This is a genomic window from Streptomyces sp. NPDC058683 (assembly GCF_042716195.1).
Taxonomy (GTDB): domain Bacteria; phylum Actinomycetota; class Actinomycetes; order Streptomycetales; family Streptomycetaceae; genus Streptomyces.
The window spans coordinates 53,794-66,552 of sequence record NZ_JBHXSK010000004.1; the positions used below are offsets into that span (position 1 = coordinate 53,794).

Consider the following 12,759-nt stretch of genomic DNA (forward strand, 5'->3'; position numbering starts at 1 on the left):
TTGTATGGTTGTGTGGTGGTTTGGTTTTTTTTTATATGATACCGGTCAACCGTTAGGCCCCCCGGGGGCCGACGGGGCGTCCACAGGGTGTGGACGCCCGGTCGGCACGGTCGGAGGAATCAGCCGGCCGGCGTCTTACCGCCCCAGACCGGCGAAGCGCGCGAAGCGGGCGAAGGTGTGGCTGAAGTACCAGGGGTCCTGGGCGATTCCGGAGCAGGCGTTGGCGCCGCCGGTGCCGACGCAGTCGCCGTTGTCGCGCTGGAGGGCCCAGAAGGAGAGGGTGTCGATGCCCCGGGCGGCGGCCCAGCGTTCGACGTCCACGGCGTTCTGGGTGGTGAAGGTCTCCTCGGGGCCGTAGTCGTCGATGCCGGGCATCTCGGTGACGCCGACCATGCCCCACAGCTCCCTGGAGCTCTTGTGCGGGTAGAGGGTGGCGAGTTGGGCGTGCAGGCCGTCGGCCGCGGTCCTGGTGTCGGCGGCCATGTCGTGGGTGGCGCCGTCGTAGTAGTCGAAGGTCATGATGTTGACGACGTCCACGCGCGCGTGGTGGGCGACGGCGTTCTGGAGGACGGCCAGGCCGTTGGTCTCCAGGCCCTTGGTGGTGGTCGGCAGGGTGTAGGAGAACTGGAGCGGGTGGCCGGTGCGGTCGGCCCAGCGCTCCGCCTTGGCGATCGCCTGGTTGCGGCGGTCGATCCCCGCGGTGTCGGCGAGGGAGTCGGCCTCGATGTCGAGGTCGATGCGGGAGATGCCGTACGTCGTGACGAGCTTCTCGTACACCCCGGCGATGGCGTCCACGTCGGTGCAGCTGTCGGCGAGTTCGGTGCCGGTGGTGTCGGCGCTGTAGCCGCCGAAGGAGGGGATGGCGTTGCCGCCGCGGGCCTGGAGGGTGGCGATGTCGGCGCCGAAGGTCGACCGGGAGATCGGCTGGGTGGCGTCGCCGTTCCAGTCGGCGGTGCAGGAGCCCGCGGCGGGCGTCTGCAGGAAGGCCAGGGTGAGGTACTTGTTGCCGGACTCGGCGGCGAGCGCGGCGGGGCTCTCGCCGGTCCAGGCCTCGAAGTAGGGCGCCGCGACCCGCGCGGGCATGGGCTTCGCGGCGTGCTGCGGGGAGGCGTGCGCGGCGCCCGATCCGAAGGCAACGAGGGTGGCGGACAGGGCGGTTGCGGTCAGGGCGGCCTGCAGGGCACGAGTGCGTCTCATGGGCGCCCATATTTGGACTAGACCAATTAACTGTCAAGGTTCTTTACAATCGACGGCCCGACGCTCCGTGACCCGACCGGCACAGAAGGCCAGTTGACGACCGGTGGCCGGATTTTTTTCATGCGGAGATTTGAACTGAACATAAGCGAGTCATTAATGTCTGAGGCTCGTACTACTAGTTGATCCATCGCTTGCTCCTTACTTGATCCGTCGCTCGACTCCTCGCTCGGAAGGAGATCGCCCCCGTGGCGTTCCACCGTCGTCCCAAGCAGCCGAGCCGTGCTCGGGTCACCGTGCTCACCACCGCCGCCGCTGCCGCCGTGGTCCTCTCCTCACAGGCGGCCGACGCCGCGCCCGCCGCGAAGCCGAGCAAGGGCGAGGTCAAGTCCAGGGTCGACAAGCTGTACGAGGAGGCCGAGCAGGCCACCGAGAAGTTCAACGGGGCCAAGGAGAAGCAGGAGAAGCTCCAGAAGCAGATATCGGCGCTGCAGGACTCGGTCGCGCACGGTCAGGACGAGCTGAACGAACTGCGGGACGGCATCGGCTCCATGGCCACCGCCCAGTACCGCAGCGGCGGCATCGACCCGTCCCTCCAGCTGTTCCTCTCCGCCGACCCGGAGGACTACCTGGACAAGGCCTCCACCCTTGACCAGCTGAGCGGCCAGCAGGTCGATACGCTGAAGAAGATCCAGGCCAAGCAGCGCGAACTGGCGCAGGAGCGGGCGGAGGCCACCGGCAAGCTCAAGGACCTGTCCGCCACCCGCACCGAACTCGGCACCAAGAAGAAGGAAGTCCAGGCCAAGCTGGCCGAGGCGCAGAAGCTGCTCAACAGCCTCACCGCCGCCGAGAAGGCCGCGCTGACCGCCGAGCAGGACCGCGCCAGCCGTTCCTCCAGCGAGCGGGTGGACCTCGGCAACGACACCTCCGCCACCGGCCGGGCCGCGGCCGCCTTCGCCGCCGCCCAGTCCAAGATCGGCACGCCGTACGTCTACGGCGCCACCGGCCCGTCCTCCTTCGACTGCTCGGGCCTGACCTCCTGGGCCTACGCGCAGGCCGGGGTCTCCATCCCGCGCACCTCCGAGTCCCAGACGGGGGCCGGCACCAGGATCTACTCGACGTCCGGCCTCCAGGTAGGCGACCTGGTCTTCTTCTTCAACGACCTGCATCACGTGGGCCTGTACGCGGGCAACGGGCAGATCCTGCACGCCCCGCGCACCGGCACGGTCGTCCGCTACGAGTCGATGTCCACCATCGGCGGCCCGTTCATGTTCGGCGTCCGCGTCTGACCTGCCTCAAGAGCACCAGAGGCCTCAGCGGGATCTGACCCGGGCGTCCTCCAGGTAGTGCAGGACCGCCGCGACCCGGCGGTCCACCCGGTCGGCCGGTGACAGGTCGAGCTTGGCGAAGATGGACCGGATGTGCTTGTGGACGGCGCCGTCGGTGACGACGAGGCGTTCGGCGATCGCGGAGTTGCCGAGGCCCTCGGCCATCAGGGCGAGGACGTCGCGTTCGCGCGGGCTCAGCCGTTCCAGGCGGGTGTCCTGGCGGGAACGGGCGAAGAGCTGGGCGACGACCTCGGGGTCGATCGCGGTGCCGCCGTCCGCCACCCGGTGCAGGGCGTCGAGGAACTCCTCGACCCGGCCCACCCGTTCCTTGAGCAGATAGCCGAGGCCGCCGACCCCTCCGGTGAGCAGCTGGGTGGCGAAGCTCTGCTCGACGTACGCCGACAGCACGAGCACGGCGAGGCCGGGGTGGCGGCGCCGGGCCTCCACGGCCGCGCGGATCCCTTCGTCGGTGTGGGTGGGCGGCATCCGGACGTCCAGGATGGCCACGTCCGGCCGGTGCGCGTCGATGGCGTCCAGCGCCTCGTCCGGCGTCCCGGCGGTGGCGGCCACCTCGACGCCCTCGGCCCGCAGCAGCAGGGCCAGGCCCTCCCGCAACAGCGGGTCGTCCTCGGCCATCACGATCCGCAGCACTCGGTCAGGTTCCACAGGGCAGTTCCACTTCCAGGGTGGTCGGGCCGCCTGCCGGACTGGTCAGGCGGAGGGTGCCGTCGTGCGCCGCGACCCGGCGGCGGATGCCGGTCAGCCCGGAGCCGCCGGCCGGGTCGGCGCCGCCCCGGCCGTCGTCGGTGACGGTCAGGGTGAGCCGGCCGCCGCGGGCCCGGACGCCGACCGTGGCCCGGTCGGCGCCGCTGTGCTTGGCGACGTTGGTGAGGGCCTCGGCGACGACGAAGTAGGCGGTCGCCTCCACGGAGGCGGCACAGCGCTCGGGCGCGTCGACGTCGATCCGGCACGGCACCGGCGACTCGGCGGCCAGGCCGGACAGGGCGCCCGCCAGGCCCCGGTCGTCCAGAACCGGCGGCAGGATGCTCCGCGAGACCGTACGCAGTTCGGCCAGTGCCTGTTCGGCGGCCGACTGGGCGCGTTCCAGGATCTCGTCGGCTCGGGACGGATCGCGGGCCACCTGGCGGCGGGCGGCGCCGAGCAGCACGGTGACCGAGACCAGCCGGTTCTGCGTGCCGTCGTGCAACGCCCGCTCGATCCGGCGCAGTTCGGTGGCGTGCGCGTCGAGGGCGGCGGCGCGGGTGGCGGTGAGTTCGGCGACCCGGAGGGAGAGGTCGGTGTCGGGTCCGGCGGCGAGCAGGCGCCGCCCGGGGTCCGCCTGGAGCCGGGCCATGCCGGGGGTCAGGCCCAGGATGACGGCGATCGACCCGATGCCGAGCATGCAGACGGCGAAGGCGTCCACCCAGGAGTGCGCGACGCCGTAGCCGAAGGAGGTGGCGGTCAGGTTCTCGGGCATGAACCGCCAGTACAGCGGAAAGAGCGTGTCCCGTACGGCGGAGAGCGGCAGCAGGACGCCGAGCAGCCCCAGCGGCAGGCCGAGCGTGCCGTGCCGCAGCAGCCAGCGCAGTTCGCGCCGGGTGGTGGGGTCGCCGAGCGCGAGCCGCAGCCGGGTGGGCGGCGGGCCGGGGGCGATGACCTCGGGCCCGCGCCGGCCGAGCCGCGCCCGCTCACGCCCGGCCAGGGCGTGCAGCGCGCGCAGCGCGAGCGGGGCCAGGAGCAGGCCCACGCCCAGCGGTGCGGTCACGGCCGTCACCGCGAGCAGTAGCAGCAGGCCGAACGCCGGTACGGCCGTACCGAGCCCGCCGACGAGCTCGGCGCTCGCACCGCCCGCCGCGCGCAGCGTCCGTCCGGCGAGGGCCCTGACCCCCTCGGCCCGCACCCCGGTGACAGCCATGCGCACCCCTTTCTCCGTCGTCAAGGACCCTAGGTCGTAAGGCGGTTGGCCGGGGCCGTCCGGCCCGGAAAGTACAGCCTGCTGTACCTCGAACCGGGCGGTCCGCGGGATCGGCCGAGGGCGGTCACGGTCCGTAGCGTCGGTACCCGTAACGCAGGACGTCAGCCCCCAGCCGGAGGTTCCCGTGACCAGCACCGACCCCTATCGCCTCACCAGCCCGCCCCCTGTCGACCGGCCGGGCGGCGGCGCGGACCTCGTCCGCGTGCTGCTGTGGTCCCTCCTCGTCCTCAGCGCGGGCGCGAACATGGCCACCTCCTACGGCGGTGTGCCCGTCTGGACGCCCGTGGCCTGCGGTGTGGTGACCCTGCTCAGCGCGGGCACCCTGGTGGCGCGCCGGCTGCGGGGGCGTCGATGAACACGGCCACCGTCGAGACCGCCCGCCGGGCCCCCGCCATCGCGCTGACGGGCGTGGGCAAGACGTACCCGGGCGGGGTGCGGGCCCTGGACGAGGTGTCGCTCACCGTGGAACACGGCACCTTCCTGGCCGTGATGGGCCCCTCCGGGTCCGGCAAGAGCACGCTGATGCACTGCGCGGCCGGACTGGACTCGCCGACCTCGGGCAGCGTCCGTATCGACGGCCGGGAGATCGCCGGGCTGAACGAGACCAAGCGCACCGAACTGCGCCGGGAGCGCGTCGGTTTCGTCTTCCAGGCCTACAACCTGATCCCGTCCCTCTCCGTCGAGGACAACATCACCCTGCCGCTGCGGCTGGCCGGCCGCCGACCCGACCGGGACTGGATCCGCACCCTGACCGAACGGGTCGGGCTCGCCGACCGGCTCCACCACCGCCCCGCCGAACTCTCCGGCGGCCAGCAGCAACGGGCCGCATTGGTGCGGGCGTTGGCCGCGCGCCCGGCGGTGGTGTTCGCCGACGAGCCGACCGGCGCACTCGACCTGCGCAGCGCCCACCAGGTGCTCGACCTGCTCCGGACGCTCGTCGACGACCTCGGTCAGACCGTCGTCATGGTCACCCACGACCCGGCCGCGGCGGCCCGTGCGCACCGGGCGCTGGTGATGGCCGACGGCCGGGTGGTCGAGGCCATGGACCATCCGACGGCCTCCCAACTGGCCGCCCGGCTCGCCGCGTTGGGAGAGTGGTGACCACCATGCTGCACTTCGCCCTGCGGATGGCCGCCCACCGGTTCGCCTCGCTGCTCGCCGTGGCCTGCGCGGTCCTGGGCGGCGCGGCCCTGATCACCGCCACGGGTGTGCTGGCGGAGTCCGGCCTGCGCTCCCAGCTGCCGCCCGGCCGGCTCGGCGGCGCGGACGTCGTGGTCGCCGCCGACCAGGAGTACCACGTCCCCGGTGACCTCCCGATCGCCCTGCCGGAACGCGCCAGGGTCCCGGCCGCCCTCACCGACCGCCTGGCGAAGCTGCCCGGCGTCACGGCCGCGGTCGGCGACCTCGGCTTCCCGGCCGCCGTGACGGACCCGCGCGGCCACCTCGTCCCGGCCGCCGGCGAGGACCCGGCGACGGCGGGCCACGGCTGGTCCTCGACGAAGCTGCTCGCCGGCCCGCGCATCGAGGGCCGTGCCCCGGCGGCCCCCGCCGAGGTGGCGGTGGCGGCCTCCACCGGCCTGGCCGTCGGCGACGAGGTCCGCGTCACCGCCGGCGGCGCCACCGCGACCGCCTACCGCGTCACCGCCCTGGTCCACGCCCCGGACGCGGGCCTCTACTTCACGGACGGCAGGGCGGCGCAACTGGCCGACCGCGCCCCGCGGGGCACCGTCGACCTCATCGGCCTCCGCACCCGCCCCGGAACCGAGGAGCAGGTCGCCTCGGCGGCGCGCGAAGCCGTCTCCGGCACCGGTCTGAAGGTCCTCACCGGAGCCGGCCGCGGGACGGCCGCGGCCCCCGGCATCGGCTCCGCCCGCTCCCTGCTGATCCTCCTGTCCGGCTCCCTCGGCGGGATCGTCCTGCTGATCACCGGGTTCGTCACCGCGGGCGCGCTGGGTGTGGCGATCGCCGGCCAGCGCCGGGACCTGGCGCTGATGCGGGCCGTCGGGGCGACCCCGCGGCAGATCCGCCGGCTGGCCGCCGCCCAGTCGACGACGGTGACGGCCGTGGCCCTGGTCCCCGGCATCGCCCTCGGCTATCTCCTCGCCGCCCGCTTCCGCACGCTCCTCGTCCACCGGGACGTGCTGCCGGCCGGACTCCCCCTCACGTTCAGCCCGTTCCCGGCCCTGGCGGCCGTCGTCCTCCTCGTCGCGGTCGTCCGGGTCGCCGCCCGCTGCGCCGCCTGGCGGACCTCGAAGATGCCGGCCACCGAGGCGGTCGCCGAGTCCCGCAGCGAACCCCGCACCCCGTCCAGGTCCCGTACGGTCACGGGCCTGGCGCTGATGGCCGTCTCCTGCCCCCTGTCCGTCACGCCGCTGCTGCAACGCACCCCGATCAGTGCCTCCGCCACCTCCATCGCGGGCATCGTCGCCGCGATCGGCCTGGCGCTGGCGGGCCCCGCGCTGGTCCGGACGGCGGGCGAGGCGGTCGTACGACGGCTGCGCCCCGGGGTGTCCGCGCCGACCTGGCTGGCCCTGTCCAACGTACGGGCGTACGCGCAGCGGGTCACCGGGGTGATCAGTCCGCTCGCCATGGCGGTCGTGTTCGTGCTGACGTACACGCTCGCGCAGACCACGATGCTGGCCGCGACCTCGGACGACACCCGTACCGGGACGCTGGGCCAGTACCGCCTCGGCGCCCCCGCGCTGGGCGGGCTGCCGGACGGCACGCTCGCCGCCGTACGACGGCTCCCGGGCGTCGAGGCCGCGGCGCCCGTCGGCACGACCACCGTGGTCTGGCCGTACCTCCAGTTCGGCGACCCCCAGACCGAGTCCGCCGCCGCGCTGATCCTGACCCCGGCCGCGAAGGACGTCCTCGACCTGGGGGTGACACAGGGCAGCCTGACCGGTCTGACCGGCGCCACGGTGGCCGTCAGCAGCGAGGTGGCGGGCCCGCGCGACGCCGAACCGGGCGCCCGGATCAAGCTGTTCCTCGGCGACGGCGCGCCCGTCGAGGCGAAGGTGGTGGCCGTGTACGACCGCGGGCTCGGCTTCGGCCCGATCGTCCTCTCCCACGACCTGGCCGCCGGGCACACCACGAGCGGCCTCGACCAGAGCGCGCTGGTCCGCACGGACGGCTCCGCCGGGGCCGACCGCGCGCTGACCGCCTTGGCCGCCGCCCGTCCCGGCCTCGCCCTGTCGGACACGGCCCCTCGGGCGGGCGCCGACACCCCGCCCGAGGTGTGGGTGAACCTGGCGGTCATCGTCGTCCTGCTCGGCTATCTGCTGCTCAGCATCGCCAACCGGCTGGTCGCGGCGACCGCCCAGCGCCGCACGGAGATCGCCGCGCTGCGGCTGGTCGGTACGACGCCGAGGCAGATCCTCGCGATGATGCGCCGGGAGGCCGGGGTGATCGCGGTGACGGCACTGGCGGCCGGCCTCGCCCTGTCAGCGGTGCCGCTGGCGCTGCTGGGCCAGGGCTTCCTGCACCACCCGTGGCCGGCGGGCCCGGTGTGGCTGCTCCCGGCAGCGGCGGCGACGGTGATCCTCACGTCGTACGTCACGATCGAACTGCCGACGCGACGGGCCCTGCGCGTGCCGCCGGCGGAGGCTGTCCGAGCCCCGTAGGGGGCGCGGGGAACTGCGCGACCAGCCACGACGAACCTGCAGCGGGCCACGCTCCGACACCCGCGGGACGGTGGCACGGCCGAGAGTGCCGCGAAATGCCGTCAGCGGTCCGCGGCTTCGTCGTGGCTTGTCGCGCCCACGCGGCGGTAGCCGCAAATCAAATACAGCCCCGCGCCCCTTAAAAGACGGGGCGCTGCTCAGCCCTGGGTTTCGGGGCGGCCCTCTGTCGCCCAGTGGGTGTGGAACGACCCCTCCCGGTCGACCCTGCCGTACGTGTGCGCGCCGAAGTAGTCGCGCTGGCCCTGGAGGAGGGCCGCCGGCAGACGCGGGGAGCGCAGCGTGTCGTAGTGGGACAGGGCCGCCGAGAACGCCGGGACCGGGATGCCCCGGCGTGCCGCGGACGCGACCGTCTCCCGCCACGGCACCTGCGCGTCGGCGATCTCCTTCGCGAACTCCCGCTCGGCCAGCAGGCTGACGAGGTCCGGGTCGGCCCGGTAGGCCGCGCGGATCCGGTCCAGGAAGGACGCGCGGATGATGCAGCCGCCCCGCCAGATCCGGGCCACCGCGCCCAGGTCGATCTTCCAGCCGTACTCGGCGGCCGCGTCCTGGATCATCGTCCACCCCTGGTCGTAGGCGATGACCTTCGACGCGTACAAGGCGTGTTCGACGCGGGAGGCGAAGCGGTCGGCCTCGGTGGCGCTCAGCGGGGGCGTGGTGCCGCCGGGCAACCCGGCGTACGCGGAGCGCAGTTCGCGGCGGCCGGACGCGGCACGGGCGAAGGTCGCCTGGGCGATCGCGGTGACCGGCGAGGCCAGGTCCAGCGCGGTCTGGACGGTCCAGCGCCCGGTGCCCTTCTGTCCGGCCGCGTCGGCGACGATGTCGACGAAGGGCGCACCGGTGGCGGCGTCCACGTGGGCGAGCACGTCAGCGGTGATCTCGATGAGATACGACCCGAGCCGGCCGCCGTTCCACTCCCGGAAGATGTCCGCGATCTCGGCCGGCGCGTACCCGCCGACCTGGCGGAGCAGGTCGTAGGCCTCGGCGATGAGCTGCATGTCGGCGTACTCGATGCCGTTGTGCACCATCTTCACGAAGTGCCCGGCGCCGTCCGCGCCGACGTGCGTGGCGCACGGTTCGCCGCCGACCTTCGCGCTGATGTCCTCGAACATCGGCCCGAGGACGGCGTAGGACTCCGCGGAGCCGCCCGGCATGATGGACGGCCCGTTGAGCGCGCCCTCCTCGCCGCCGGACACCCCGACCCCGACGAAGTGCAGCCCCCGCTCGCGCAGGGCGGCCTCCCGGCGGCGGGTGTCGGCGAAGTGGGCGTTGCCGCCGTCGATGACGATGTCACCGGGTTCCAGGAGCGGCACGAACTCGTCGATGACGGCGTCGGTGGCGGCACCGGCCTGCACCATGATCATGAGCCGCCGGGGGCGTTCGAGGGCGGCGACGAAGTCCGCGGCGGTCTCGGCGCCGACGAACGTGCCCTCCTGTCCGTACTCCTCGACCAGGGCGCGGGTGCGGGCGGGTGTGCGGTTGTGGACGGCGACCGGGTAGCCGTGCCGGGCGAAGTTCCGGGCCAGGTTGCGGCCCATCACTCCGAGGCCGGTCACGCCGATGGCTGCGGATGCGTGCACGGGGGACTCCGATCTGCGAACGAACGCTGTCCCCGCAAGTACGGGCGGACGACGGCCGGGCGTTCAGTCTCCGGACGGGGTGAAGACGATTCGCCGGCCGGGCTCGACGGGCGCGGTCCAGGCCTGCTCGACCTCGGACAGCGGTACCGGCAGGGCGTCGGCGGTGATGGTGCCCCGGGTGAGTTCGGTCATCAGGGAGGGCAGTTCGGCGACGATCCCGCGGGCGGTGACGGAGCCCTGGCCGCTGCCCATGAGCCGCAGGTTGGCGGCGCGCAGCACGGCGGACGGCAGGGTGATCTCCGGTCCGGCCAGGGAGCCGATCTGGATCCAGTCCAGCGGGGCGCTGCGGTCGGTGCGCCGGGTCAGCACGGCCGGGAGAGCCCGCTCGGTGGGTCCGCCCCAGGTGTAGTCGATGACGACGTCGACGTCCGCGGCGGCCTCGCCGAGCCGGGCGAAGTCCTTGTCCGGGTCCCCGGCCAGCGAGACCACGTCCGTGGCGCCGAGGCCGGAGAGCAGTTCCAGGCGGAGCGGGTCGCGGCCGGCGGCGACGATCCGGTCGGCGCCGAGGTGCCGGGCGATCTGTACGGCCATCCGGCCCGCGTTGCCGGTGGCGCCGAGGACCAGGACGCTCTGCCCGGGCTTGAAGGTGATCCGGCGGCGCAGTGCCACCCAGGAGGACATGGCGGGGTTCATGGCGGCGGCGATGGTCACCGGGTCGGCGCCGTCGGGGAGTGGGACGGCCCGGCGCGGGTCGACGAGGGCCTGCTCGGCCATGGTGCCCGGGTCCTCGTCGGCGGCGACGAAGTAGACGAGGCGCCCGTCGGGCAGCCGGCCCACTCCGTCGATGCCGGGGATCAGGGGGAGCCGGCCGTCGCTGGTGTAGTGCGTGCCGTCGGCACCGGAGCGGACCCGGGGGTGCAGGCCGGCGGCGACCATCTCCACCACCGGCTTGTCCGCGGCGGGCACGGGGGCGGCGAACTCCTCGAAGCGGGGCGGGCGGTCGAACGAGCGGACGACGGCAGCGTGCATGACGGCTCCTCCTTTTAGTACGTGACACCAATTAAATTAGTTGGCACCACGTACCAAGTCAAGTGGTTGGCGGCACGTACTAATCCTCGTAGGATGGCGATCATGTCGGACGAACCGGAATCCAAGGACACGGGACACACGGCCGCGGGACACACGGCCGCGGGACAGACCGCCGCGGAAGTGGCGGACCTGGGGATCGTGGACAGCCTCGCCCAGCTGTCGTTCCTGGTGCAGGCCGCGCTCGGGAAGGTCGCGGCGGAACACGGTCTGTCGGCCGTCCAGTTGCGGCTGCTCGGCGTGCTGCGCGACCGCACGCCCGGCATGCAGGAACTCGCCCGTCACCTGGGCCTGGACAAGTCGAGCATGACCGGCCTGGTCGACCGCGCCGAACGCCGGGACCTGGTCCGCCGGTCCCCCTCGCCGCACGACAGGCGGAGCCTGCTGGTGTCGATCACCCCCGAGGGGCAGAAACTGGCCCGGCGCTGCGCGGCCGACGCCGAGCGGGAGATCCGCGACCTCACCGCACACCTCACCGACGACCAGCGCGACCGGCTCTCCCTGCTCGCGAGCGCCGTGGTCGGCCACCACACCCCGATCTGAGCGCCGCACCCGAACGGGCGAAAGTCACGGCACCCGGCGTGTGAGCCGCCCCATGCCCGGCCGTTCGTCCGAGGATCCGACAATGCGAACGGATGATCCACGACTCCTCACGGCCGCGGTCGTCCTCCTCCTGACGGGCGCGTTCCTCATCCCGCCCGCCAAGGCCGCCCCCCAGGACGAGCACCGCGCCTTCGGCACCCCCGGCGCCCCGCCGTCCGAGGGCCCCACCGACCGCTGGACCGCGGTCCGCACCGGCCCCGTCATGGGCTCCGCGGTGCCCCCGTCGCCCTGGCTGCGCCGGCACGGGGTGCCCGTACCGCCGTAACCGCGCCGGGGCGTCGGCGGCCGGCGTCCTCGCACAGCAGTCCAAGATGCCCACAACGGGCAACTCGCCCTCCCGGAACGGCCAGACTGCACCCCATGGCACGTCTGAGGTTCCTCCTGGTCGCCACGCTGGTCGCCCTGTTCCTGCTCCCCGTCTCCCGCCCGGAGACCGCACGGCCCGCCGCCCCCGGCCCCTTCGGGGCGTACGTCGGTTACGGCGCCGAAGGCGTGCGCCGGGTGAGCGCGCTCGGCAGCTGGCTGGGGGACGACGAACCCCGGGTCGGGCACACCTACCTCCCCGGTGACGTGTGGCGGAACATCGAGGGCGCCCCCGACTTCGTACGGCTGTGGGCCGACTGGCGGCGGGCCGAGCCCGACCGGCTCCTCGTGCTCAACGTGCCCATGCTGGAACGGACGGAGGCGCATCTGCCCGACGCCGAGGTGCGCCGCGAGCTCCGGTCCGGGGCGGAGGGGCGGTACGACGGGCACTTCCGGACGCTGGCCCGGCGTCTGGTGGCGGTCGGCGCGCCGGACACCGTCGTGGTGCTCGGCTGGGAGATGAACGGGGTGACGTACACCCACCGCTGCGGACCGGACCCGGCCGCCTGGAAGGCGTACTGGGTGCGGATCGTCACCGCGATGCGGTCGGTGCCGGGCCAGCGGTTCCGGTTCGACTTCACGCCCAACCGGGGGCGGGACGCGGTCCCCTGGACCCAGTGCTATCCGGGGGACCGGTTCGTGGACATCATCGGCATGGACGCCTACGACGCCCCGCGCGGGATGTCCTTCGCCGAACAGGTCACCGAGCCGTACGGGCTGCGGGCGCAGGTCACGTTCGCCCGCGCCCACGGCAAGCCCGTCTCCTATCCCGAGTGGGGGCTGTACGAGAACGGCGACGACCCGGCGTACATGAAGGGCATGGTGAAGTGGTTCGCGGACAACCGCCCGCTGTACCAGAGCATCACCGACTACTGCCCGCACGGGGTGTGGGGCTGCCGGGGCAACCCCAGGTCCACGGCCGTCTACCGGTCCCTGATGAGGAAATAGGT

The 12,759-nt window shown here is 73.3% G+C and carries 12 protein-coding genes; 7 read left to right on the forward strand and 5 right to left on the reverse strand.

Annotated features, from left to right (window positions below; genetic code table 11):
* Window positions 1-135 precede the first annotated feature (135 nt).
* The gene (locus ACFWXC_RS05705) at window positions 136-1,197 is read right to left on the reverse strand and encodes a chitinase (protein WP_384473577.1); all 1,062 of its coding nucleotides are present in this window, start codon (window positions 1,195-1,197) and stop codon (window positions 136-138) included.
* Between the two features lie 245 nt (window positions 1,198-1,442).
* Between ACFWXC_RS05705 and ACFWXC_RS05710 the strand changes: the two genes are divergently transcribed.
* Window positions 1,443-2,483, forward strand: a complete 1,041-nt coding sequence (locus ACFWXC_RS05710; protein WP_384473580.1) for an NlpC/P60 family protein — start codon at window positions 1,443-1,445, stop codon at window positions 2,481-2,483.
* A 24-nt stretch (window positions 2,484-2,507) separates the two neighbouring features.
* Here the strand turns inward: ACFWXC_RS05710 and ACFWXC_RS05715 are convergent, their stop codons facing one another.
* Both ACFWXC_RS05715 and ACFWXC_RS05720 read right to left on the reverse strand, forming a co-directional pair.
* A complete protein-coding gene (locus ACFWXC_RS05715) occupies window positions 2,508-3,170 on the reverse strand; it encodes a response regulator transcription factor (protein ID WP_384474169.1) in 663 nt (220 codons plus the stop codon).
* A 7-nt stretch (window positions 3,171-3,177) separates the two neighbouring features.
* Window positions 3,178-4,437, reverse strand: coding sequence for a sensor histidine kinase (locus tag ACFWXC_RS05720; protein WP_384473583.1), 1,260 nt, complete (start codon window positions 4,435-4,437; stop codon window positions 3,178-3,180).
* 184 nt (window positions 4,438-4,621) lie between these two features.
* On the opposite strand from ACFWXC_RS05720, the gene ACFWXC_RS05725 reads away from it, so the two are divergent.
* The 3 genes from ACFWXC_RS05725 to ACFWXC_RS05735 are packed head-to-tail and all read left to right on the forward strand — an operon-like array spanning window position 4,622 to window position 8,120.
* Entirely contained in the window at window positions 4,622-4,852 is a 231-nt protein-coding gene (locus ACFWXC_RS05725; RefSeq protein ID WP_384473586.1) for a hypothetical protein, read from the forward strand.
* Window positions 4,849-5,598, forward strand: a complete 750-nt coding sequence (locus ACFWXC_RS05730) for an ABC transporter ATP-binding protein (protein ID WP_384473589.1) — start codon at window positions 4,849-4,851, stop codon at window positions 5,596-5,598. Before ACFWXC_RS05725 ends, ACFWXC_RS05730 begins: the two co-directional genes overlap by 4 nt.
* A gap of 5 nt (window positions 5,599-5,603) precedes the next feature.
* Window positions 5,604-8,120 carry an FtsX-like permease family protein gene (locus ACFWXC_RS05735; RefSeq protein WP_384474172.1) on the forward strand — a complete coding sequence of 839 codons (2,517 nt, stop codon included), beginning with the start codon at window positions 5,604-5,606 and terminating at the stop codon, window positions 8,118-8,120.
* Between the two features lie 197 nt (window positions 8,121-8,317).
* Here ACFWXC_RS05735 and gndA read toward each other — a convergent pair whose 3' ends face one another.
* On the reverse strand, window positions 8,318-9,757 hold the full coding sequence (gene gndA, locus ACFWXC_RS05740) for an NADP-dependent phosphogluconate dehydrogenase (RefSeq protein WP_384473592.1): 1,440 nt from the start codon (window positions 9,755-9,757) through the stop codon (window positions 8,318-8,320).
* 63 nt (window positions 9,758-9,820) lie between these two features.
* Entirely contained in the window at window positions 9,821-10,786 is a 966-nt protein-coding gene (locus ACFWXC_RS05745) for a zinc-binding alcohol dehydrogenase family protein (protein ID WP_384473595.1), read from the reverse strand.
* Between the two features lie 102 nt (window positions 10,787-10,888).
* Here ACFWXC_RS05745 and ACFWXC_RS05750 point away from each other — a divergent pair, with 102 nt between their 5' ends.
* From ACFWXC_RS05750 to ACFWXC_RS05760, 3 genes are all read left to right on the forward strand, one after another.
* Entirely contained in the window at window positions 10,889-11,386 is a 498-nt protein-coding gene (locus ACFWXC_RS05750; RefSeq protein ID WP_384473598.1) for a MarR family winged helix-turn-helix transcriptional regulator, read from the forward strand.
* An 82-nt stretch (window positions 11,387-11,468) separates the two neighbouring features.
* Entirely contained in the window at window positions 11,469-11,711 is a 243-nt protein-coding gene (locus tag ACFWXC_RS05755; RefSeq protein WP_384473601.1) for a hypothetical protein, read from the forward strand.
* Between the two features lie 95 nt (window positions 11,712-11,806).
* Complete coding sequence (locus tag ACFWXC_RS05760) at window positions 11,807-12,757, forward strand: glycoside hydrolase family 26 protein (RefSeq protein ID WP_384473604.1); 951 nt, start codon at window positions 11,807-11,809, stop codon at window positions 12,755-12,757.
* Window positions 12,758-12,759 lie beyond the last annotated feature (2 nt).